At 63.6% G+C, this 21,956-nt stretch carries 18 protein-coding genes and 1 tRNA gene; 9 read left to right on the top strand and 10 right to left on the bottom strand.

What is annotated here, in order from left to right; all coding sequences use genetic code 11:
* Position 1 precedes the first annotated feature (1 nt).
* The 3 genes from AAE027_RS04970 to AAE027_RS04960 all read right to left on the bottom strand — a co-directional run bounded on the left by AAE027_RS04970 (position 2) and on the right by AAE027_RS04960 (position 2,174).
* Positions 2-1,027: an Rv1681 family radical SAM protein gene (locus AAE027_RS04970; protein WP_370985740.1), complete on the bottom strand. Its 1,026-nt coding sequence runs from the start codon at positions 1,025-1,027 to the stop codon at positions 2-4.
* Positions 1,028-1,591: 564 nt separating this feature from the next.
* A complete protein-coding gene (gene nrtS, locus AAE027_RS04965; protein WP_091889860.1) occupies positions 1,592-1,819 on the bottom strand; it encodes a nitrate/nitrite transporter NrtS in 228 nt (75 codons plus the stop codon).
* Between the two features lie 136 nt (positions 1,820-1,955).
* Complete coding sequence (locus tag AAE027_RS04960) at positions 1,956-2,174, bottom strand: hypothetical protein (RefSeq protein ID WP_091889683.1); 219 nt, start codon at positions 2,172-2,174, stop codon at positions 1,956-1,958.
* Between the two features lie 670 nt (positions 2,175-2,844).
* Here AAE027_RS04960 and AAE027_RS04955 point away from each other — a divergent pair.
* Positions 2,845-4,680 (top strand): glycoside hydrolase family 15 protein, encoded by a 1,836-nt coding sequence (locus AAE027_RS04955; RefSeq protein WP_370985739.1) that lies wholly within the window; start codon positions 2,845-2,847, stop codon positions 4,678-4,680.
* Between the two features lie 14 nt (positions 4,681-4,694).
* Complete coding sequence (locus AAE027_RS04950; protein WP_370985738.1) at positions 4,695-5,171, top strand: hypothetical protein; 477 nt, start codon at positions 4,695-4,697, stop codon at positions 5,169-5,171.
* Positions 5,172-5,963: 792 nt separating this feature from the next.
* Here the strand turns inward: AAE027_RS04950 and AAE027_RS04945 are convergent.
* Both AAE027_RS04945 and AAE027_RS04940 read right to left on the bottom strand, forming a co-directional pair.
* Positions 5,964-6,048: transfer RNA gene (locus AAE027_RS04945), tRNA-Leu, on the bottom strand.
* A gap of 164 nt (positions 6,049-6,212) precedes the next feature.
* The gene (locus tag AAE027_RS04940; RefSeq protein ID WP_011088012.1) at positions 6,213-6,455 is read right to left on the bottom strand and encodes a FliM/FliN family flagellar motor switch protein; all 243 of its coding nucleotides are present in this window, start codon (positions 6,453-6,455) and stop codon (positions 6,213-6,215) included.
* Positions 6,456-6,538: 83 nt separating this feature from the next.
* On the opposite strand from AAE027_RS04940, the gene lipB reads away from it, so the two are divergent.
* On the top strand, positions 6,539-7,288 hold the full coding sequence (gene lipB / locus AAE027_RS04935) for a lipoyl(octanoyl) transferase LipB (protein ID WP_370985737.1): 750 nt from the start codon (positions 6,539-6,541) through the stop codon (positions 7,286-7,288).
* A gap of 198 nt (positions 7,289-7,486) precedes the next feature.
* A complete protein-coding gene (locus AAE027_RS04930; protein WP_370985736.1) occupies positions 7,487-8,200 on the top strand; it encodes a DNA helicase in 714 nt (237 codons plus the stop codon).
* 42 nt (positions 8,201-8,242) lie between these two features.
* Here AAE027_RS04930 and AAE027_RS04925 read toward each other — a convergent pair whose 3' ends face one another.
* A complete protein-coding gene (locus AAE027_RS04925) occupies positions 8,243-8,665 on the bottom strand; it encodes a tautomerase family protein (RefSeq protein ID WP_370985735.1) in 423 nt (140 codons plus the stop codon).
* A 112-nt stretch (positions 8,666-8,777) separates the two neighbouring features.
* On the opposite strand from AAE027_RS04925, the gene AAE027_RS04920 reads away from it, so the two are divergent.
* Together AAE027_RS04920 and AAE027_RS04915 are read left to right on the top strand one after the other, a co-directional pair.
* Complete coding sequence (locus tag AAE027_RS04920) at positions 8,778-9,629, top strand: LysR family transcriptional regulator (protein WP_370985734.1); 852 nt, start codon at positions 8,778-8,780, stop codon at positions 9,627-9,629.
* 160 nt (positions 9,630-9,789) lie between these two features.
* Positions 9,790-11,310 (top strand): PAS domain-containing sensor histidine kinase, encoded by a 1,521-nt coding sequence (locus AAE027_RS04915; protein WP_370985733.1) that lies wholly within the window; start codon positions 9,790-9,792, stop codon positions 11,308-11,310.
* A gap of 141 nt (positions 11,311-11,451) precedes the next feature.
* Here the strand turns inward: AAE027_RS04915 and AAE027_RS04910 are convergent, their stop codons facing one another.
* The 4 genes from AAE027_RS04910 to AAE027_RS04895 form a co-directional block, all read right to left on the bottom strand.
* Positions 11,452-11,751 (bottom strand): acylphosphatase, encoded by a 300-nt coding sequence (locus AAE027_RS04910; RefSeq protein ID WP_091889695.1) that lies wholly within the window; start codon positions 11,749-11,751, stop codon positions 11,452-11,454.
* Positions 11,748-12,614 (bottom strand): isocitrate lyase/PEP mutase family protein, encoded by an 867-nt coding sequence (locus AAE027_RS04905; RefSeq protein ID WP_370985731.1) that lies wholly within the window; start codon positions 12,612-12,614, stop codon positions 11,748-11,750. The genes AAE027_RS04910 and AAE027_RS04905 overlap by 4 nt, the downstream gene beginning before the upstream one ends.
* A 193-nt stretch (positions 12,615-12,807) precedes the next feature.
* Positions 12,808-14,823: an acetyl-CoA carboxylase biotin carboxylase subunit gene (locus AAE027_RS04900; protein ID WP_370985730.1), complete on the bottom strand. Its 2,016-nt coding sequence runs from the start codon at positions 14,821-14,823 to the stop codon at positions 12,808-12,810.
* Positions 14,824-15,012: 189 nt separating this feature from the next.
* Positions 15,013-16,083 (bottom strand): zinc-binding metallopeptidase family protein, encoded by a 1,071-nt coding sequence (locus tag AAE027_RS04895; protein ID WP_370985728.1) that lies wholly within the window; start codon positions 16,081-16,083, stop codon positions 15,013-15,015.
* A 207-nt stretch (positions 16,084-16,290) separates the two neighbouring features.
* Between AAE027_RS04895 and AAE027_RS04890 the strand changes: the two genes are divergently transcribed.
* The 3 genes from AAE027_RS04890 (at position 16,291) to AAE027_RS04880 (ending at position 21,847) form a co-directional block, all read left to right on the top strand.
* Entirely contained in the window at positions 16,291-18,768 is a 2,478-nt protein-coding gene (locus tag AAE027_RS04890; RefSeq protein WP_370985727.1) for a hybrid sensor histidine kinase/response regulator, read from the top strand.
* 278 nt (positions 18,769-19,046) lie between these two features.
* On the top strand, positions 19,047-20,501 hold the full coding sequence (locus tag AAE027_RS04885) for a sensor histidine kinase (RefSeq protein WP_370985726.1): 1,455 nt from the start codon (positions 19,047-19,049) through the stop codon (positions 20,499-20,501).
* Positions 20,486-21,847 carry a sigma-54-dependent transcriptional regulator gene (locus AAE027_RS04880; RefSeq protein ID WP_370985725.1) on the top strand — a complete coding sequence of 454 codons (1,362 nt, stop codon included), beginning with the start codon at positions 20,486-20,488 and terminating at the stop codon, positions 21,845-21,847. The genes AAE027_RS04885 and AAE027_RS04880 overlap by 16 nt, the downstream gene beginning before the upstream one ends.
* The last annotated feature ends 109 nt before the right edge of the window (positions 21,848-21,956 follow it).

Here is a 21,956-nt window from a genome sequence, read left to right as displayed (position 1 = left end):
ATCAGGCGCAATTGAAGATCATTGCCAACCGGCGCTGATGCTCATTTTCGCGATCAAAGGCACGGCGCACGGCTGCAAAGGATTCGGCGAGCGGAAAGATGTCGTGGCTGACCAGCAGGTCATTATCCTCTGCTCCGACCGGATGCCAAAACACGCCTTCGGCGGTAATCGTTACTTCCGGGACCAAATCCGCCCTAGCCAACGCAATGCCCTGTGTGGCGGAGCCTCGCAGGACAATTCGCCGGATCACCCGGTTCTCCTCGCTGACGTGACGAGCATCCAGGAAGCTGCGGAATTCCTCGGCTTCCGCGTCACTTGATACCGTCGCCGCCAATCGCACCCGGAATCCTTCGGCGCGCGCCAGCTCAACTCCTCTCCAGGCGCGTGCCCAGGTTCCCTTTCCACGGTGGCCGTCGTGGCGCTCCGGCGTCGGACTATCCAGGCTGATCTGAAATGTTACGCGCTCACGCGGCAATGAGCGCAGCGTTGCGAGCCGACGTCCGGCAAACAGCATGCCGTTGGTGAGGACCGTGGTCGGCGCCGCCGCTGCGCATGCGGCAAGGATCTCGCCGATATCTGGCAACATGAATGGCTCGCCGCCGGTCACAAAGATTTCCCCCACACTGAGCTCGGCCGCCTCGACAGCGATACGTCGCACGCGCTCGATACCAAGAGCCCGCCGTGGAGCTTTGGGTGAGGAGCGCACGCAGCAATAATCGCAGCTTAGGTTGCAGTCGAAGTTCGTATAAAGCCATAGACGAGAGCCGACTGGCCGATCTTCGACGCTTTCAGGAGCCTCTCCGTACCGAACTACCCAGCGGGTGCGACCTTGTTCGACCGCCACGTCAACCAAACTGTTACGGGTGAAGCGACACCATGCCTCAAGGTCGGGGCCGATGCTTGGATCGCCGCTGATCAAGGCCACCAGATCGCCCTTACGGCTGCGGCGCAGCGCGTCTATCAAATCAGCCAGGAGGCCCGAGGCAAATGTCTTGGTGCCGGCATCGAATTCGAGCTTAGCGGCCATTCTCATAAGGCGATACTATAGGTTTTGCCCCTTGAAAATCCAAGACGGTCTTGGGTGGTCCCCCCAGACGTTCGCGTCTACAGCGCTAATTTCGCACCAGAACCGATCTCATCAGAAGGCAAATGAACAGCCTCAATCTCCAACGAAAATCCAAGAGGATCAACGGAAGCCCCCGCTCATAACGGTCTGGTTGCAGGTCGAGCGCTTCTGGATCGACTAAATCAATCGTGTTTCGGCTCCGAACATTGACCCCACAGATGCGAGGTCCATCAAGCATTTAGGATGCCGATCGGCCCCGGACCCACGCCGATTCACAGTTGCTAGTCAACCTCTCGGCAAAGGAGTGCGATTCGTCCGATTTGTACGCCACAGCTACCCAGCAGCCATATCTGCGCTCTCGATTTCTCCGAAGGCAGAGATCACACGTTCGAATCGTGTCGGGCGCGCCATTTCAACTAGTACGAAATCCTTGCCGGATGCGCGCCCAAAAGCTCACCCGTCTAAGAAGACTGAAATCGCCGAGAGCGACCGCGTCTAGCAGCGTTAACGCCCACCAAAGCATCACTATTCTTGGCTCATCTTGCGAATTTGGAACGAGACCGCGCCATATGTGCAAACAGCATACGGCACGAAGTAAGTCAGAATTATCTTGATCCAATTGATTGGCGCTGCGCCAAAGAGGGCGTCCCCCTGATTGATGACGTTCAATACCGTTCCAACAACAAGGGCGACGAGAAATGAACGGCGAGGCACGCCATCAGAGAACGCACAACGACAGGCGAGCCTCAGCATCAACTTTCTATCTCCAAGGCTCTGGCCATGGTCCATCCTGGAGACGTACTAACGACTCACGGGACTTGCTGCCGGGGTTGAGGCCGGCAGCAAGAGATCTTACCCCACCATCTTCACCGATGCCCATGAGGCGGCGCTAGCGGTGCCTGAAGTGCCGCTTCGCGTAGCTCTTGCCGGGCGGCAGATATGCCAGTGCGCCCAGACTGTACGTCGGGCTGTGCACGCCTGCATTTGGATGCGTCGACGCGAATGCTGCCGGCTCCTGTTGGGCATATTGTGCAGATTGTGCGAACACCGGAATCGCCGCCATCGTCGAAAGAATGGCCGTCGCACCGAGAATTGTAAGTTTAGTCATGGCTTTCCTCCAGTGTATCGATCAATGACGAAGTTGACAAATCCTGAGAACAGCGCGCGCAAATTCGTCCGAGCGTCAATGATGCGCGGCCTTTTTTTGGCTGCGTGCCTCAACGCTCCCTGGCGAGAATGATTCGAAAATCGCCTGAAGCGCGTGATGCACTTCTAATGATAAGTTCGGGGAGACCTCTACGAAGGTTACGCTCTCACAGCGACGTGAAGCCGCCTGTACCATCTCTTGCCTCCACGATAGCCGCGGCCCAACCGGGCCCATGCAAAGCGTGGCTCCGTGTGGTGCGCCGCCGCCGGCCCTCGCTTTCGTCAGTCTGGTGTGGAATCTCTCAGGTGATCTGGTAACCTTTTCTATCTTGCGAGCGAACTGCTGCGGCGGGAGTGCCCAAGACGGTCTCGGCGGAACGCGTGCATCGCGCCGTCGGTTCGCGCCTCACGGAATGTGACGGCGAACATACTTTGCCCAGCGCGGGCGAGAGTCACGACGTCCATCGAGCCGGCTCGAGTCCGTTGCTGACATGACTTGCCGAGCGCCTACGCAATTGTCCCGTCAGGATGGGCCGCGGATTATATGCTGAGGGCGGCCAATTGGAGTTCTGAAACGGCTGATTGAGGTCTTTGGTTACACATCGTTTTAGGCAATAGGGCGTACCACAATCATGACCACTCATTGGCATGCAATTGGTGACTATGGCCTCATCGGCGACTGCCGAATTGCTGCGCTTGTCAACCGGAATGGCTCGATCGACTGGCTGTGTCTTCCGCACTACGCGGGCCCTGCCTTCTTCGCGGCGATTCTCGACCGGTCCAAAGGTGGACGTTTCAGTGTCAAGCCGGCTGTCCCATACCAGATTGAGCGTCATTACGTCGGCAACAGCAACGTCCTCCAGACCACATTCAAGGTTGATGGCGGTGAGCTGCGGCTGACGGACGCTATTTGCATCCCCGGCTTGCTGGAGGGACAACAACTTCAGCCACAGCGGGAGCTTCTCCGCGAGATCGAGGCGGTGGGTACTGGAATTCCTGTCGAGGTTGTCTATGAGCCGCGTCCCAATTACGGGCGCGCCAACGCCAATCTCATCACACTTGGCAAGCTCGGCTGGCGCTGTGCCTGGCGCGATCACTTGCTCCTCTTGCAAAGCGATCTTCCGCTCGGGCTTGCGACCGATGGTACGAGCATTGGCGCGGAGGTGCGCCTCAGTCCCGGCGAACGTCACTTCCTGTCGGCGACCTATGTGCGCAACGATATCGGCGTCATCCTGCCGCTGGGCAGCGCTGCGGCGGCCCGTATCGATGCAACCGCACGCTGGTGGCAACGCTGGCTCGGTCTCTGCACCTACGAGGGGCCCTATTCTGGCCCGGTACGGCGCAGCGCTCTTGTCTTGAAGTTGATGACGTTCAGTCTTTCGGGCGCGGTGATCGCGGCGCCGACTACGTCTTTGCCGGAGGTGATTGGGGGCGTTCGCAACTGGGATTATCGCTATTGCTGGCTGCGCGATGCGTCGCTAACACTGGAAGCCTTCAACGGGCTCGGCTTCGAATCGGAAGGCGCGGCCTTCCTAAACTGGCTGCTTCACGCCACCCGGCTTACGTGGCCGAGGCTGCAGGTCCTGTATGACGTCTATGGGGAAGCGCGAATAAACGAGGAGACGCTCGATCATTTGGAAGGCTACCACGGTTCCCGCCCCGTGCGCATTGGCAACGGCGCCTGGGATCAATTGCAACTTGACGTATACGGCTCCGTGATCATGGCCGCGGCAATGCACGTCAGTCGTGGCGGTCAGCTCGGCCGGGGCGAGCGTCGACTGCTGGTAGGACTCGGACGCCGCGTTTGTCAGGTTTGGCGCTACACCGACCACGGGATCTGGGAGATCAGAGGTGAGCGGCGCCAGCATACCTACTCCAAAGTGACCTGCTGGGCTGCGCTTGACTGCCTCATCGAGCTTGCGAAACAGGGTGTTCTGTCCGCGCCAGCAGACGATTTCCGGCGAGAGCGCGATGCGATTCGCGCAGCTATCGAAGAGCAGGGCTACAGTCGAGTTTGCAGCAGCTACACTGCCGCTTTCGATTCCGTCGAACCCGACGCCAGCCTGCTGCTTTTGCCCCGATATCGCTATTGCAAGGCAAACGATCCGCGGATGGTCAGCACCTTCGCGTTTGTCGATTCTGAGCTCGGTGTAGGCCCGCTCCTCTACCGCTACCGTGCAAACTGCGATGGCCTGGAAGGGAAGGAATCCACGTTTGCCGCGTGCAGCTTCTGGGCCGTCGACTATCTCGCTCGGGTCGGAAGAGTGGCCGAGGCGCGGGACCGATTCGAGCGGCTGCTCGATTATGCCAATGATTTGGGGCTTTACGGTGAGGAAATTGATGCCGAAACGGGCGCGGCCGTCGGAAATTTCCCACAGGCCTTTACACATATCGGCCTCATCAACGCAGCCTTGTCGCTGGCCGAAGCTGAAAGGCGCGACGACGGAAATCGAAGGTCATCGGCGTGAGGTGGATCGCCGACTTGCCGAACGTGCTCTCGCTGCTTCTGTGGGGCTTCGCGGCAACGGTCGTCATGACCACGATCATGTATGGCAGCCAGGTCGCGGGTCTATCACGGCTGAGCCTGCCCTTCCTTGTCGGGACTTGCCTGACGGCGAACCGCGACAGGGCGAATGTCCTCGGATTCGTAGTATATCTTATAGGCGGCTGGGTTTTTGCCGTCGTCTATGCGGCCCTCTTCGCAGCTCTTGGCGACGCTAACGGATGGGAAGGGGCGCTTATCGGCCTGATCCACGGCCTATTCCTACTGGTTGTGGTGCTCCCGGTCATGCCGCACTTTCATCCGCGCATGGCCTCCGAATACGAGGGGCCCGACGATGATAAGCGATTGGAACCACCGGGCTTCCTAGGCCTGAACTACGGCTACCGCACTCCGTTCACGACCTTGTTGGCGCAAACCGCATACGGATTCATTCTTGGTGCTTTTTTGCCGAGGTGAGCGGCTCGTCCGCCGTATGCGAAGACTGAAGGCCGCAGCAGTACGTTGATCTGGCGACTGGAGTGCCTGCACCGGGAGGAGTTAGCCATGTATCGCGTTCTTGCTGTTATCGCTTTGTCAATCGCAATGCTCACGGCGAACGCAGGCACGATCAACACTGTCCGTCGCGTGGTAAAGGATGTGCACGATGCTCATCGTGGTGACGCATCGTAGTCGGGCGAGTTCCCGGAGATGGGGCAGGAATTGGCCGCCAGCGCACCGGACTGATCGAGTCACTACTGCCCGAGAATGGCGAGAAGCCGGTGCTAATCGAGTTCGCCGAGAGCCTCAGGGCGGCTCGCGCGGCAAACATCGTCGGCGTTGAGGTACTCACCGGCAAACTGGTGCGCGGCCGGGTCCTACCGATGAACAAGAAGGCGTGGGCCGCTAAATTCAAGAAATATGCCGTCTTGGCCGGCATCAACGAGCCGAAGAAAAGCTGCCACGGCGTGCGCAAGGCCCGTGCAGAAGTGGCCGCCTACGCCGACTGCACCGAGAGCCAGATGATGGCCATGTTAGGCTGGACCAACCCAAAAATGCCCGCGCACTACATCGCGCAGGCGAATCGAGAAAGGCTCGGGATCCGCGGGATGGAGAAGATCGTCACGTTCGATCAGAGCCAATCACTCGAAGACTTTGTGCCGGCGGCAGAGGCGAACAACGCGCGAACACAGCGCAGGAACGGAGTGGTAATTATTCCCGGGCAACACCCGAAAAAAAAGTCTAGCGATTTCAATGCTAAACGTGGGTTTATGGTGCGCTCGGAGGGACTCGAACCCCCACGGTGTTACCCACTGCCACCTCAAGGCAGCGCGTCTACCAGTTCCGCCACGAGCGCTAGGAGATGCCGGCCTGAGGTCGTTAGGCTGGCCGGATCAGCGGCCGCCGATCTAACAAATCCATCAGGGGGATACAAGCCTGCAAGGGCCCCGAATTCCACAAGCTTGGCAGGAAAGTTTCCGGCCCCTTCCCCTGGGATCGGCCTATCGGGCGCCCAGGGCGCTACCGCGTCCCCGGCGTGCGCGGCAGCATCTGCTTGACCTCGACCGCGATCCGGTTGCGGTCGACCAGCACGACGCCGGAGGCGACCGGCAAATTGTTGGCCAAGACCTTGACCTCGTCGGCCTCGGTTGCGTCCAGCTCGATGATGGCGCCGCGCGAAAGGCGTAATACCTGATGAATCGGCATGGTAGTCGTGCCGAGGACGACCATGAGATCCACGGTGACTTTATCGAGTGTGGGCACTGTCAGGACCGCCGCAACTTGGGACTTCGAACCAAAGGACTTGGTATTTGCTCCCGTGATGATCACCACGTTATGGTTAGCCAATGGTTAATTCGCCTGAAAGCCCCCGCCAAAACCAGCGTCAAGAGCTGGATTTGACGTCATTTTCCGCCGCCAGCGGCGAGCCCGTCGCGTGGCTCATCTCGGACGCTCCGGTGCCCTATCCGGACGCGGTGGCCGCCATGGAGGCCCGCGTCGCGGCGATCGCCGCGGGCGAGGCTCCCGAGCTGGTCTGGCTGCTCGAACATCCCCCGCTCTACACCTCCGGCACCTCGGGCAAGGAATCCGACCTGCTCGATCCCCGATTCCCGACCTTTGCGACCGGACGCGGCGGCCAGCTCACCTACCACGGCCCCGGCCAGCGGGTGGCCTATGTCATGCTCGATCTCAAGCGCCGCCGACCGGACGTCCGGGCCTATGTCGCGAGCCTGGAGGAGCTGATTCTGCGCACGCTCGCCGCCTTCAACGTCCGCGGCGAGCGGCGCGAGGACCGGGTCGGCGTCTGGGTGAAGCGGCCCGACAAGGGGCCGGAGCACGAGGACAAGATTGCGGCGATCGGCGTCCGGCTGAAGCGCTGGGTGTCATTCCATGGCATTGCAATCAACGTCGAGCCGGAGCTGTCGCACTTCGACGGCATCGTGCCCTGCGGCGTCGCCGATCCCCGCTACGGTGTCACCTCGCTGGTCGATCTCGGCCAGCTCGTGACCATGGCCGATGTCGATATCGCGCTCCGGCAGGCGTTCGAGGAGCTGTTCGGGCCGACCCGCGCGCTGCTGCCGGAAGCGGCGGTCTAACATTTTTGTTCGAGGCCGATCGCGCGTGTTCTCCGCTCGCCGCGGAATCGGCTATGTTTATTTCCGGTGCCGCCCACGCCTCCCCCCTCCGCCGGGAAAGCAGACGTCATGCCGGGCGATTTGATCATCGGACCGACTGTTCGAGCGCCAGGCATAAGGAGGGATTGCGCTTTCTGCTCGCAATGGGAGGTTCTCTCGGTGAAGTTGTCTGCACCCATCTATCGTCTGAAGCGAAACGCAAGACGCCTGTCGCACGAGGAAGGCATTCCGCTCCACGCCGCGCTTGATCGCGTTGCTGCAGCGGAAGGCTTTTCCGCCTGGAGCATGCTGGCGGCGAAAGCTGCCGCGGTGACGCCGGCCAACAGGCTGTTTCCGCAATTCCGGCCGGGCGACCTCGTGCTGGTCGGCGCGCGCCCCGGGCAAGGTAAGACACTGATGAGCCTCGAGCTTGCCGTCGTAGCCATGCGGTCGGGCCATCGCGCTGCGTTCTTCTCGCTCGAATATACCGAGAAAGACGTTCTGGACCGCCTCCGCGCGATCGGCGTGGACCCCGTGCAGTTCGACAAACTGTTCGAAATCGATTGCTCGGACGCCATCAGCGCCGACTACGTCGTGAAGCAAATGGCCGCAGCTCCCCGCGGCACAGTCGTGGTGATCGACTATCTGCAACTGCTCGACCAGAGGCGGGACAACCCCGACCTCTCCGTTCAGGTGCGCGCGCTGAAATCGTTCGCACGCGACGGGGGATTGATCGTCGTCTTCATCGCACAGATCGATCGATCCTATGATCCCTCAGTCAAGCGCTGCCCCGATCTCAGCGATGTCAGGCTGCCGAATCCGCTGGACCTGAAACTGTTCGACAAGACGTGCTTCCTGAACAATTCAGAGGTTCAGTTCCGCGCCGCGAGCTGAAATTCAGGCCGCGGGTGAGATCATCACCCGCGGCTTCCTGTCTCACGCCGCCTTGAGCGAAACCGCGAGCTTGCCGGCGATGTAGCGCCGCTCCTGAGTCAGGCCGCCAAAGCCATAAGCATCGCCCTTGACCTCGTCGACGTGCAGATAGGTCTCGGGATGCAGCGGGCCCAAAAGCTCGGCCATGCGCTTGAACATGGCAGCGAGATAGGCCGCCTTCTCGTCCTTGGTGTTGGTGCCTTCGCTGACGTGGATGTCGATCCAGTAGCTCGCAAGCTTCTGCTCGGCGAGCGACTTGCCGCCGGCGAACCAGTCGCTTGCATCGACCGATTTCACGATGATGGCGGTCACCTCGGGATCTTTGTGCAGGATCTTTGCGGTGAGCTCGGACACGGCGTTCGCGATGTCGGCCTTCAGCGACGGCGACTGACGGGACGTGGTGTAGGATACGGTGATCAGAGGCATGATGGTTCTCCCCAAAATGTCGCGCGATTTGCGCGGCGTCGGTCCGGAAGCTAGACCTCCCCTCGTCATTTTGATGTCTTATCTCTATTGATACCAGTGATAAAGATTGATAATGGCATCCACACTCGACATCGCGACCGTCCAGGCCTTCCTGCTGGTTGCCGACCTCCAGAGCTTTACCCGTGCCGCCGAAGTGCTCGGCACGACCCAGGCTGCGGTCAGCCTCAAGCTGCAACGGCTGGAGACATTGCTGGCAAAACGTCTTGTCGAGCGTTCACCGCGCGCGGTCCGGCTCACCGCCGACGGCGCCGCGTTCCTCGATCGCGCCCGCGCGCTGATCGCAGCGCATGACCGCGCGCTCTCGGGCGAGGCATCGGTCGCGCAGTCGCTTTCGCTCGGCATCTCCGACCACGCAGCGGGCCCTGAGCTGGTGCCGCTGCTCGAACGGCTGCATGCGATGTCTGCTAATCTCACCCTCGCCGTCACCATCGGCTTCTCGCGCGAAATGCAGGATGCTTACGACGCGGGAGAACTCGATGCCGTGATCGTCCGCCAGGAAGGCAGCCGCCGCGGCGGCGAAAAGCTGACCGAGGACGAGTTCGGCTGGTTCGCCGCGCGCCGCCTCACGCTGCCGAAGGGCGAGCCGCTGCCGCTCGCAACGCTCTCCCCGCCCTGCGGCGTCCGCGCCATCGCCGTGCGTGCGCTGGACAAAGCCGGCATCGCCTGGCGCGAACGCTTTGTCGGCGGCGGCGTCACGGCGGTGGTCGCAGCTGCGCTTGCCAGACTTGCCATCGCGCCGCTGGCGCGGCGGATCGCACCTCCCGGATTGGTCGACATCGGGCCGGCGCACAAGCTGCCGAAACTCGGCAGCTCGAAGGTGATGCTGCATTCGAAGGTCAGCGATCCCGCCAAGCTGGCGGCGCTGCGCGCGGTGGCCGCGACCTTCCGGAGCGTACCGGCTTGAGACCGCGAGCGCTCACAGGATCGCCTCGAACGCGCTGCGCAGCGTCTCATGGGGGTGGCCGATCTGCATACGGCCCCCTGATGTTTGCCTAAAAATGTCCCAGATCCCAGGAACCAATCCGGCGCCCCCAGCGTTTGTCCCCGTCGAGGCGGGGTCCGGAATGGTAAAAAAGTCTAATCAACAGAGAGACTTGTTCGAGAGCGAACGCAGTTTCCGGCTGTTGGTCGAAGGCGTTGCGGACTACGCCCTCTATATGCTCGATCCCGCCGGGATCATCACGAGCTGGAACATCGGCGGCGAGCGCATCAAGGGCTACGCGCCCGAAGAGATCCTCGGCCAGCATTTTTCCCGCTTCTACACCGAGACCGACCGTGCCAACGGCAAGCCCGCGCGCGCTCTGGGCCTCGCGCGGGAAAAGGGTCGCTTCGAGGAGGAAGGCTGGCGCGTCCGCAAGGACGGCACGTTCTTCTGGGCCAGCGTCGTGATCGATCCGATCTACGAGGACGGCGAGCTGGTCGGCTTCGCCAAGATCACGCGCGACATCACCGAACGCCGCAATACGCAGATCAAGCTCGAGGCGATGCAGAAGCAGCTCGCCGAATCCCAGAAGTTCGATGCGCTCGGCCAGCTCACCGGCGGGGTCGCCCACGACTTCAACAATCTCCTGATGATCATCAGCGGCAGCCTCCATATGCTGAAGAGAGGGGCCAAGGACGAGGCAAAGCTTCAGCGCGCGATCTCGGCCATCGAGACCGCCGCCAAGCGCGGCGCGGCGCTGACCAACCAGCTGCTCACCTTCGCGCGGCGGCAGAGCGTCAATCCGCAGGCGATCGACTTCGCCGAGCGTATCGCCGCGATCCGCGAGGTGCTCGATGCCGGCGTCGGCAGCTCGGTGCGCCTCGCCTTCGACATCAGCCCCGATCTCTGGCCGATCAAGACCGACGTCTCCGAACTCGAGACCGCGCTGCTCAACCTCGTCATCAATGCCCGCGATGCGCTGCCCGACGGGGGCACGGTGACGATCGGTGCGCACAACGTCGTGCTGCATGAGGACCCCTTCGCCGGCAGGTTCGTCGCGATCAACGTCACCGATACCGGGCTTGGCATTCCCGATGACGTCCTCGACAAGATCTTCGAGCCGTTCTTCACGACCAAGCCGATCGGAAAAGGCACTGGCCTTGGCCTCTCCCAGGTGCACGGCTTTGCTCATCAGGCGGGGGGAACGATCAAAGTCGCAAGCGAGCTCGGCAAAGGGACCACCTTCACCATCCTCCTGCCGCGCGCAGACGACGCGCCATCGCGTCAGACGGCGGGAGCATCACCGTTCCGCGGCAGCGGCACGGTGCTGCTGGTCGAGGACAATCCCGAGGTCGCATCCGTCAGCGTCGGCCTGCTGGAACAGCTCGGCTACAGCGTGCGCAGGGTCGCGGATGCCGAAGCCGCGTTGCGCGAGATCGAGACGAACGGCGTCGACTTCGTCTTCTCGGACATCGTCATGCCCGGCAAGATGGACGGGCTCAGCCTCGCCCAGCATCTGCGCCAGATCCGCCCCGGCCTGCCGATCCTGCTCGCCACCGGCTATAGCGAGGTCGCCGCCGGCGTGCGCGGCGATTTCCCGATCCTGCGCAAGCCCTATGAGATCCACGAGCTGAGCGAGGCGATTGCCAAGCTGCCGCGGTGATTGTTCTGTTCGAGAGCTTGAGGCACCGAAGCCTCCTCGCCGTCATGGCCGGGCTTGTCCCGGCCATCCACGTCTAGCCCCGTCGCACGAAGAACGTGGATGCCCGGGACTAGCCCGGGCATGACGACCTGTTGCGAGCGTTCACACCGTCGGCAACACCGAAAACGCCTCCCCTGCCCGGCGCAGGTTTAGTTCATCCGCACCGGCGGTCTCGCTGGTGACACTGTCGACGCGTGAGGACGGCGGGCCGTGGCGGCACAGTGCCACCATGTCGGCGACGTGCTTGGGCGCGCCCGCGAACAGTGCCTCGACGCTGCCGTCGCGGCGGTTACGGACCCACCCTTCGAGACCGCTGGTGGTCGCCTGGTACTCGACCCAGGCGCGGTAGCCGACGCCCTGGACGCGACCGCGGATCATGACCTGGAGGATCGCCCTGCTCATTTTTTCAGCCCAAGAAAGTTGGCGCTGCGCGCCCTCACGTCGGCCTCGCGCATGACGCGGTTGGTCAGTTCCGCTGCGGGCAATCCCTTCAGCGCTTTCGGCGCTGTGCCGTCACGCAACGCTTTCTGAACCTCGTACACGGCCTGCGTTGCGGCCGCGATCGGGGCATGCCCCTGGAGGGCGATGCGCACGCGTTGGCTCTCGAGATAGTCGGTCGCGTTCAATTCCTCCGGCGCGCCGCCGAGCACGAGCGGCAGGTGCGTGGCGGATGCGATGGCCGCAAGCTCCGCGCGCGACTTGATCCCGGTGAAGAACAGCGCGTCCACACCGGCGGCCTCATAGGCCACGGCGCGCCGGATCGCATCTTCGATCGAAGTGATCGAGGCAGCTCCAGTGCGGCCCATGATCACGAGCGAGGGATCGCTGCGGCCATCGAGCGCCGCCTTCATCTTGCCGACGCCTTCCTCGAGCGGGATCAGCTGCGTCTTCGCCTCGGCGAACGCCGCCGGCAGCAGCGTGTCCTCGATGGTGAGCCCGGCAGCCCCCGCTGTCTCCACCTCCTGCACCGTTCGGCGCACGTTCAGAGCATTGCCATAGCCGTGATCGGCATCGACGAGGACGGGGAGCGCGGAGGCGCGCGACATCCGCCGTATCTGCTCGGCAAGCTCGGTGAGCGTGATCAGCGTGACGTCGGGATCGCCGAGCACGGCGAGCGCGGCCACCGAACCGCCGAACATGCCGAGCGGAAAGCCGAGGTCCTCGGCAATGCGGATCGAGATGGCGTCGTAGACCGAGCCGGGACGGACGCAAGTCCCGCCCGACAGGATCGATCGCAGTTTCTCGCGGCGGGAACGAAAGGCCATGGTGCTGTCTCGGTTGGATCACGGAGGCCGCAGCATACTCCGTCATTGCGAGCGAAGCGAAGCAATCCAGAATGGGCCCGCGGGGACAGACTGGATTGCTTCGTCGCTTCAGCGCAAAATTGCTTCGCAATTTTGTCGCCCGCTCCTCGCAATGACGGTGGTTGCGGCAGACCGCCCGCCTGACTCACACTCTTTACGCAAACTCCAAGATCAGCGCGTCCACCGCGAGCGTCGCGCCGGCGCTGGCGTGGATCTTCTTCACGGTGCCGTCCTGCTCGGCGCGCAGCACGTTCTGCATCTTCATGGCTTCGACCACCGCGAGCGTCTCGCCGGCCTTGACCTCCTGCCCTTCGTTCACGGCGATCGAGACCACGAGGCCCGGCATCGGACAGAGCAGCTTCTTGCCGGTATCGGAGGCCGTCGTCACCGGCATCAAGCGTGCCGAGGCCGCTTCCGCCTCGGTCCAGACATAGACCGGTACCTCGACGCCCTGATGCGCGAGGCGGATGCCATTGGCAATCGGCCGCGCCTGCACCGCGATGAACTGGCCGTCGATGGTGCCCTGCCAGACGGGATCGCCGGGCTTCCACGGTGACTGCAACAGATGCGCATTGCCGGCCTTGCCCTCGGCATCGATGAAGCGCACCGCGATCGCCTCGCTCTCGCGTCCGACCTCGAGCAGGATCTCCTGGTGATCGAGCCAGACCGCGCGACGACGCTCGCGCTGTACGATGCGGCCGCCTAACTGGCCCGAGATCTGCCGCTTGCGCTCGCCAAGTACATGATCGATGGCGGCGCCGACCGCAGCGATCCGCCGCGCGACCTCGCCTTCGGGCACGCGCACCGCAAAGCCCTTCGGGAATTCCTCAGCGATGAAGCCGGTCGAGAGCCGGCCTTCGCGCCAGCGCGGATGATGCATCAGCGCGGACAGGAACGGGATGTTGTGACGGATGCCGTCGACATAGAACGAGTCCAGCGCGGTGGCCTGCGCTTCGATCGCGGCGGCGCGCGAAGGCGCATGCGTGACCAGCTTCGCAATCATCGGATCATAATGGATCGAGATCTCGCCGCCCTCCTGCACGCCGGTGTCGTTCCGCACGGTGATGCCATCCTTGCTGGCTTCCGCCGGCGGACGGTATTTCACCAGGCGTCCGATCGAGGGGAGGAAGTTGCGGAACGGATCTTCGGCATAGAGGCGCGATTCCACCGCCCAGCCGGTGAGCGTGACGTCCCTCTGCGCGATCGCGAGCTTCTCGCCGGCGGCAACGCGGATCATCTGCTCGACGAGATCGATGCCGGTGACGAGCTCGGTGACGGGATGCTCGACCTGGAGACGCGTGTTCATCTCCAGGAAGTAGAAGCTCTTGTCTTGCCCCGCGACGAACTCGACGGTGCCGGCGGAATCGTAGTTCACGGCCTTGGCCAGCGCGACGGCCTGCTCGCCCATCTTGCGGCGGGTTTCCTCGTCGAGCAGCGGCGACGGCGCCTCCTCGATGACCTTCTGGTTGCGGCGCTGGATCGAGCATTCGCGCTCGCCGAGATGGATCACGTTGCCGTGCTTGTCGCCCAGCACCTGAATCTCGATGTGGCGGGGATCGACGATGAATTTTTCGACGAAGACGCGGTCGTCGCCGAACGAGGCCTTGGCCTCGGCCTTGGCGAGGTTGAAGCCTTCGGCGACCTCGGCCTTGGAGTGCGCGATGCGCATGCCCTTGCCGCCGCCGCCGGCGGAGGCCTTGATCATCACGGGGTAGCCGATCTCGTCGGCGATCCGCACCGCGTGCTTGTCGTCCTCGATGACGCCGAGATAGCCGGGCACGGTCGAGACCTTGGCCTTGGCGGCCGCCTTCTTGGATTCGATCTTGTCGCCCATCGCCGCGATCGCGCCCGGGTTCGGGCCAATGAAGACGAGGCCGGCCGCCTCCAGCGCGCGCGGAAACGCCTCGCGCTCGGACAGGAAGCCGTAGCCGGGATGCACGGCCTCGGCGCCGGTCTTGCGGCAGGCGTCCACGATCTTCTCGATCACCAGATAGCTCTCGGCCGCAGCCGGCGGGCCGATCAGCACGGCCTCGTCGGCCATCTCGACATGGAGGGCATCGCGGTCGGCCTCGGAATAGACCGCAACCGTCTGAACTCCCATCCGGCGGGCAGTCTTGATGACCCGGCAGGCGATTTCGCCGCGATTGGCGATCAGGATGCGTTTGAACATGCTTTTCTTGAGTCTCGACCTTGGGCGGGGACCCTTTCCTGGCCGTTGGGACCTGTGGGGAAATGGGCCGTGTGGCCCCGTGGTACATCAAAATGGGCCGGAGGCAACGGTCTAAATCCCTCCCCTCTGGCGTACCAGCGCAAGACCGGAACGGGCTTGCGGAGCGGGGCCGGCGGGCCCTGGCACCGCCTACGGCTTCCCGGCCTTGGCTACGTCCCGCACGAGGCTGTGAACAAAGCCCAGTTTGGCGATCACTGCGGGCGACAGGATGAAAGGATAGAGGTCGCGCAGGCCCATGGCGCGGTTGACGCTGTTCATGGCGAAGGTAAAGGGCAGCCATGCGCTGACCAGCGCCTCCACATCCCGGGCCTCGTAGGGGTTGAAACGAATGCGCGTCGTCAGCTCCCCGTCGCGGTCGACCTTGGGGCGTACCTCCATGCCGAACTCGGCGGCCATCTCCAGCGTGTCGACGATGTGGAGATAGTGCGCCCAGGTCTCGGCGAAGTCTTCCCACGGATGCGTCGTCGCGTAGGCCGAGACGTAGTTCTGCTGCCAGTCCGGCGGCGCGCCTTCGGCATAATGGCGCTGCAAGGCCTGGCCGTAATCGGCCGAATCGTCGCCGAACATGGCGCGGCATTGGTCGAGCTTGCCGCCGTCCCGCACCAGCACGTCCCAGAAATAGTGTCCGACCTCGTGGCGGAAATGCCCGAGCAGCGTCCGGTAGGGCTCGCCCATCTCGAGCCTGCGCCGCTCGCGCTCGATGTCGTCGGCCTCGGTGAGCGCGATCGTGATCAGGCCGTTGTCATGACCGGTCATGACCTTCTCCCCGCTGTGCGGATCGTCGGCAAGGAAATTGAAGATCAGCCCATGCTTAGGGTTGTCCTGCCGGGTCTGGAGCGGCAGCTTCCAACGGATCAGGGAATAAAACAGGCGGTGCTTTGCCACCTCCAGCCCGCGCCAGCCGGCGAGCTGCGCCGGATCGGACAGATCCGGTACGATGCCGTTGTGACGACAGGCGCGGCAATAGCCCGTGCCGTCGACCGTATCCGTCAGCCAGTTGCAGGAATCGTATTCGGCATTGCGGCACAGCATGCGGATTTCGCCCGTGTCAGCCAGCGTCTTCCAGGCCTCGCCGTCGGGCTCGACGGCCGACATTGTCTCCTTCTCCGGCAGGAAGGCCACGCGGTGACCGCAGCGTTCGCAGGCGCGGTTCTCGAAATAGAGGACGTTGCCGCAGGCCTGGCAGACAAAGAGCTTCAAGATTTGGCCTCTTCGCAAAGGGAGTCTTGTGGAATCAGAGTTGTCGCGCCTCGCAGATACGCGCGCAGAGGGCGCATCGTTCCAACGTCAGGAACAAATAGCCGGTGGAGGCATTCGTTCATACCCGCCGGAATCCGCGCCTTCCCTGCATATTCCCTTCTAAGCGATGGCCATCACGCTCCGTCTGTGTGAATATCGGTCCGGCACGTGCGCACCCGCATGACAACGGCCCATGCCTTGAACAAACCCTTGCCCGAGACAATCGCTGCCGAAAGGCTGCGCCAGCACCTCGAAGACGTCGCGCGCGAGCGTGACAACGCCTATCGCGCGCTTCAGGAGCGCGAGGCCGAGCTCGCGCGCATCCAGCGCATCGGCAAGGTCGGCGGCGTCGAGGTCGACTTCCGTGAGGGCTTCAAGAACCGTCGCTCGCCCGAATATCTGATGATCCATGGGTTGCCCCCGGAGGCCGCGGACGAGACGCACGAGGACTGGGTCAACCGCATCCATCCCGAGGATCGCGACGCGACCGTCAAACATTTCTTCGAGGCTCTCGCCGGAACGAGCGAAGACTACACCGCCGAATACCGCATTATCCGCCCCAATGACGGCGAGATCCGCTGGATTCGGGTCGTTGCCAAGATCGAGCGCGACAAGGACGGCCGCGCCATCCGCCTCGTCGGCGCCCACATCGACATCACCGCCCAGGCGCTCGCGCGCGAGACGCTGCGCGAGAGCGAGGAACGCTTCCGGCTGATCGCCGACAGCGCGCCCGTGCCGATCTGGGTGACCAAGCTCGACCGCAAGCGCTCCTTCGCCAACCAGGCCTATGTCGATTTCGTCGGCCTGCCCTACGATCAGGCCATCGACTTCGACTGGCGCAAGGTCTTGCATCCGGACGACCTGCCGCATGTGCTCCAGCAATCCGTCCAGGGCGAAGCGTCGCTAAAGCCGTTCGTGCTGGAAGCACGTTACAAGAATGCCAAGGGGGAATGGCGCTGGCTGCGCTCGGAGTCGCAGCCGCGCTGGGACCCGACCGGCAAGCATATCGGCTTCATCGGCGTCGCTCACGACATCACCGCGGCCAAGCAGGCCGAGATCGAGCTCCGACAGCTCAACGAGACGCTGGAAGAGCGCATCACCCAGCGCACCGCCGAACTCGAATCCAACGAGGCGCGGCTGCGTGCGATCCTGGAGACCAGCAACCAGTATCAGGGCCTCGTCAATCTCAGGGGCGAGCTGCTTTACGCCAACAAGACTGCGCTTGACGGCATCAAGGCGAACCCTTCGGACGTCATCGGAAAGCCGTTCTGGGAGACTCCCTGGTTCAGCGCAACGGAGGGCATGAGCGCGCTGGTGCGCGATGCCTTCGATGCCGTGCTCAAGGGCGAAGCCGTGCGGCTGGAGATGCGGCTGCGCCTTCCCATCGGCGAGCGCGATTTCGACTTCGGCATGCGCCCCGTGCTCGACCGCCACGGCAACATCACCGGCGCCGTGCCCGAGGCCGTCGACATCACCGAGCGCCGGCGCGGCGAGGAAGCGCTGCGACAGTCGCAGAAGATGGAGGCGATCGGCCAGCTCACCGGCGGCGTCGCGCACGACTTCAACAATCTCCTCACCATCATCCGTTCGGCGACCGACTTCCTGCGCCGCCGTGAGCTGCCGGAGGAGCGCCGCCGCCGCTATGTCGACGCCATCTCCGAGACGGTCGAGCGGGCCTCCAAGCTGACTGCACAGCTGCTGGCGTTCGCGCGGCGGCAGCCGCTCAAGCCGCAGATCTTCAATGTCGGCAGCCAGGTCGAGGGCGTCGCGCAACTGATCCGCCCGCTGGTCGGAGGCCGCATCGAGATCGCGGTCGAGATCGAGGATGCCGGCTGCTTCACCGTGGCCGACATCGCGCAGTTCGAAAGCGCGCTGATCAATCTCGCCGTCAACGCCCGTGACGCCATGAACGGCGAAGGCGGCCTCACCATCGCCGTCCGCAAGGTCTTTGGGATTCCGAGCCTGCGCGCACAATCGGCGCGCGGCGGCGACTATGTCGCCATCTCGGTCACCGACACCGGCTGCGGCATCGCGCAGGAGCATCTCGACCTGATCTTTGAGCCTTTCTTCACCACCAAGGAGGTCGGCAAGGGCACCGGGCTCGGCCTCAGCCAGGCCTTCGGCTTCGCAAAACAGTCCGAGGGCGACATTGCGGTGACGAGCAGGCAAGGCAAAGGCGCGACCTTCACCATCTATCTGCCGCGGGCGCAAAGCCCTGCGACGGACAAGGAAGCCGCGGCACTGACCCATGAGGCCGCGGCCACCGGGCGCGGCTACCGCGTGCTCGTGGTCGAGGACAATGACGAGGTCGGCCGCTTCTCCACCGAGCTGCTGGAGGATCTCGGCTATGTCGTCCGCCGCGTCGCCAGCGCCGATGCGGCGCTCGCGATCCTCGGCGAGAACGAATTCGCCGTCGATCTCGTCTTCTCCGACGTCATCATGCCCGGCATGAACGGCGTCGAGCTCGCCGGCATCATCCGCGAGCGCTATCCGGGCCTGCCCGTCGTGCTCACCTCTGGCTACAGCAACGTGCTCGCCGAGAATGCGCATCGCGGTTTCGAGCTGATCCAGAAGCCCTATTCGGTGGAATCGCTCTCGCGCATCCTGCGCAAGGCGATCACGGAGAAGCTGTCGGTGGTAAGGTGAACGTGATTGGGCGTTGTGAGCGTTCTGACAACAGGAATTTGCCACAAACTCCGTCATTGCGAGCGCAGCGAAGCAATCCAGACTGTCGCAGCGGAAAGATTCTGGATTGCTTCGTCGCTTCGCTCCTCGCAATGACGGCGCTACGCGCCGTCATAAAGCAACGGATATCGATGACATGAAATCCGCCTTCCTCTCCGCCTGGCAGACCTGGGCGACCCTCTCCGCCTGCTTTGCGGCGCTAACCGCCCACTTATTCCGGAGAGACGAGTCGTAAGTGCATGCGTTCGCTCCGTTCTCGATTGCTGGCCCTGTGGATCATGCTGGTCGTCTCCGGCGTCGCCACCGGCTATCTGCTGTTCGAGTCGTTTCGGCAGACGGCAAACGCCCGCCTGGCCCGGTCCGAAGAGCTGGTCGCGCGCGGCTGCCGTGATCTCGCGGACCGCTATCAGTTCTTCGTCGCGGGCCGGAGCGGCGGACCGATCGACGGTCAACTGAAGCAGCAGCTGACGGCAGTCACCCAGACGGCGCTGGCGACCGCGCCCGGCGTCGAAGGCGGCATCTGGTGGGCCGACGAAGGCTCGCTCGCCTATGCGTTCCCGACTTATGAAGGCACCGGACCGAAGACGGACCTTCCGGCCGCCGAGCTCAATACCATCCGCGAGGTCAATGCCGAGGCGCTGCGATCGGGGCGGCCTGCTTCGATCCGGCAACCCGGCCGGTCGCAGGTGCTCATCGTGCACGCCTGCCCGTTGCGCGGCCCGTTGCCGGGAGTGACCGGATGGACCATGATACGGGCCTTCACGGCGGAAGGCCCCGCCTACAATCAGCTTCTTGCCGGCCTCGTCGTGCTTGCACTGACGATTTTCGGTTCGGCAGCATGGCTCGCACGCGTGCTCTATGTCTGGTCTCGCAAGATCAATCAGATCGAGAAAGCCCTGGGCTACCGTCGCGAAGGCACGGTTGATCTGCCGAAGCTGTCGCAGACCGGAGCGCCGGAGCTCGATCGGCTGGTCGATGCCCTCAACAGCACCGGCGAACGTCTGTCGCTGGAGCGGCGTCGTGCCACTGCTGCCGAACGGCTGGCAGCACTCGGCCGCATGTCGGCGGGCCTTGCCCACGAAATCCGCAACCCCATCGCTGCAATGCGCCTGAAGGGCGAGAACGCACTGGCCGTTGCCGACGGCTCACGCCATGAAGCGGCCCTGCACGCGATCCTTCGTCAGGTCGATCGGCTCGACGTCCTGCTGCGCGATCTCCTGGAGATGACCCACGCCCGCGACCCGAAGCTCGTGCAGGTCGATCTGTCGGCTTTTCTCGCCCGGACCATCGAAAGCCATCGCGACCTGGCCTCTGCAAGAGGCGTGGTCCTGGTCGCGGGAACCGCGCCCACAGCTTCGCCGTTACCCCAGCTGGATCCCTCCCAGATGCAGCGGGCTCTGGACAATTTGATCATCAACGCCATTCAGAACACGCCGGCCGGCGGCACCATCACGGTCGACGCGGACCGGCGCGACGGCATGTTGCTGTTACGGGTGACGGATACCGGCCCGGGCGTCGCCGATGATATCCGCGAGCGCCTGTTCGAGCCGTTCGTCACGGGGCGTGCCGAAGGCACTGGTCTTGGGCTGGCCATCGTGCGTGAGATCGCGCGAAATCATCATGGCCATGTTCGCCTGATTCAGAATCCCGGAGGCGCCATTTTCGAGATCGAGGTGCCATGGCAACCGTCCTGATCGTCGATGACGATGCGGCTCTGCGTGAGGGTCTCGCCGAGGCACTGACTGATCTCGGGCACACGCCGCGCCTTGCCGCCTCCGGCCGCGAAGGTCTCGCCGCGCTGGATGGCGATGTCGATGTCGTGCTGCTCGACCTGCGCATGCCCGGCGGCATGGACGGCATCGAGGTGCTTCGCCGGATGCGGGCGAACGATGCAGCTCCACCGGTGGTCGTGCTGACGGCGTTCGCCAGCGCCGCGAACACTATCGAGGCGATGCGGCTCGGCGCGTTCGACCACCTCACCAAGCCGATCGGGCGCGAGGAGCTGAAAGCCCTGCTGCACCGCTTGCCCCAGCGCGCCTGCATCGCCACAAGCCCCAATGAGGATGCCGAGGACACGCTGATCGGCTCGAGTGAACCCATGCGCCACGTGCAGAAGGCGATCGGGCTTGCGGCCGACAGCGACGCCATCGTGCTGATCCTGGGTGAGACCGGGACCGGCAAGGAGCTGGTCGCTCGCGCGCTCCACGTCCACGGTAAGCGGAGCAAGGGCCCCTTCATCGCCGTGAATTGTGCGGCGATCCCCGAGGACCTGCTCGAGAGCGAACTGTTCGGCCACGTCAAGGGATCCTTCACCGGCGCGACCGGCGACCGCGCCGGCGCCTTTCGCGACGCCGCCGACGGCACGCTTTTCCTCGACGAGATCGGCGACATGCCGCTCGCCATGCAGGCGAAAATCCTGCGCGCCCTGCAAGAGCAAGTCGTCACGCCGGTCGGCGGCAAGCGGGTCCGCAGCAATGCCCGCGTCATCGCCGCGACCCATCGCGATCTCGCCAAGCTGGTCGCGGCGGGTGAATTCCGCGAGGACCTCTATTACCGCCTCAATGTGGTGCAGATCGCGATTCCGCCGTTGCGCGATCGTGTCGCCGACATCGTTCCGCTCGCCCGGCACTTCCTCGCGCGTGCCGCTGCGACAGGCGGCAGGGCCAAGCATCTCAACGAGGCCGGGATCGCCAAATTGCAGCGTCATCCCTGGCCGGGCAACGTCCGCGAGTTGCGCAATGCGATCGAGCGCGCCTGCGTCATGACGCGCGGGGAAATCATCGGATCCGACGACATCGATACCAGCGGGAACGAGACGCGGGCGCACGCAGCGCCGCCGGATCAAGACCTTCCTGCGGCCGTGGCGCGGCTGGAGGCGACGATGATCAAGCGTGCGCTGGAAGCCTGCGGCGGCAATCGCACCGAGGCCGCACGACGTCTCAACATCAACCGCCAGCTTCTCTATACCAAGATGCAGCGCTACGGCCTCGCCGAACCGTCGGAAAATCTGACGGCCCGTGTCGCGAAAGACGACGGCTGATCTCCGCACGGCAGATTAATCCCTTTCGAATCAACGATTCCGCGGCTGGCACATCGCTTGCTGAACCGGATGCAAGCGACGATGTCGCGAAATCGAAGGGAGTTATTCC

Origin of the sequence: Bradyrhizobium sp. DN3, from assembly GCF_041357655.1 — a bacterium.
GTDB lineage: Bacteria > Pseudomonadota > Alphaproteobacteria > Rhizobiales > Xanthobacteraceae > Bradyrhizobium.
Note: the sequence above shows the minus strand (reverse complement) of the source record. Positions and strands in the feature narration are given on the sequence as shown.

Excerpts from the sequence above, each read along its gene's own strand:
- AAE027_RS04960 (WP_091889683.1), bottom strand. The coding sequence starts at position 2,174 with ATGACTAAACTTACAATTCTCGGTGCGACGGCCATTCTTTCGACGATG.
- AAE027_RS04885 (WP_370985726.1), top strand. The coding sequence starts at position 19,047 with ATGCGTTCGCTCCGTTCTCGATTGCTGGCCCTGTGGATCATGCTGGTC.
- AAE027_RS04955 (WP_370985739.1), top strand. The coding sequence starts at position 2,845 with ATGACCACTCATTGGCATGCAATTGGTGACTATGGCCTCATCGGCGAC.
- nrtS (WP_091889860.1), bottom strand. The coding sequence starts at position 1,819 with ATGCTGAGGCTCGCCTGTCGTTGTGCGTTCTCTGATGGCGTGCCTCGC.
- lipB (WP_370985737.1), top strand. The coding sequence starts at position 6,539 with ATGGTTAATTCGCCTGAAAGCCCCCGCCAAAACCAGCGTCAAGAGCTG.
- AAE027_RS04925 (WP_370985735.1), bottom strand. The coding sequence starts at position 8,665 with ATGCCTCTGATCACCGTATCCTACACCACGTCCCGTCAGTCGCCGTCG.
- AAE027_RS04880 (WP_370985725.1), top strand. The coding sequence starts at position 20,486 with ATGGCAACCGTCCTGATCGTCGATGACGATGCGGCTCTGCGTGAGGGT.
- AAE027_RS04920 (WP_370985734.1), top strand. The coding sequence starts at position 8,778 with ATGGCATCCACACTCGACATCGCGACCGTCCAGGCCTTCCTGCTGGTT.
- AAE027_RS04910 (WP_091889695.1), bottom strand. The coding sequence starts at position 11,751 with ATGAGCAGGGCGATCCTCCAGGTCATGATCCGCGGTCGCGTCCAGGGC.
- AAE027_RS04900 (WP_370985730.1), bottom strand. The coding sequence starts at position 14,823 with ATGTTCAAACGCATCCTGATCGCCAATCGCGGCGAAATCGCCTGCCGG.
- AAE027_RS04970 (WP_370985740.1), bottom strand. The coding sequence starts at position 1,027 with ATGGCCGCTAAGCTCGAATTCGATGCCGGCACCAAGACATTTGCCTCG.
- AAE027_RS04915 (WP_370985733.1), top strand. The coding sequence starts at position 9,790 with ATGGTAAAAAAGTCTAATCAACAGAGAGACTTGTTCGAGAGCGAACGC.
- AAE027_RS04905 (WP_370985731.1), bottom strand. The coding sequence starts at position 12,614 with ATGGCCTTTCGTTCCCGCCGCGAGAAACTGCGATCGATCCTGTCGGGC.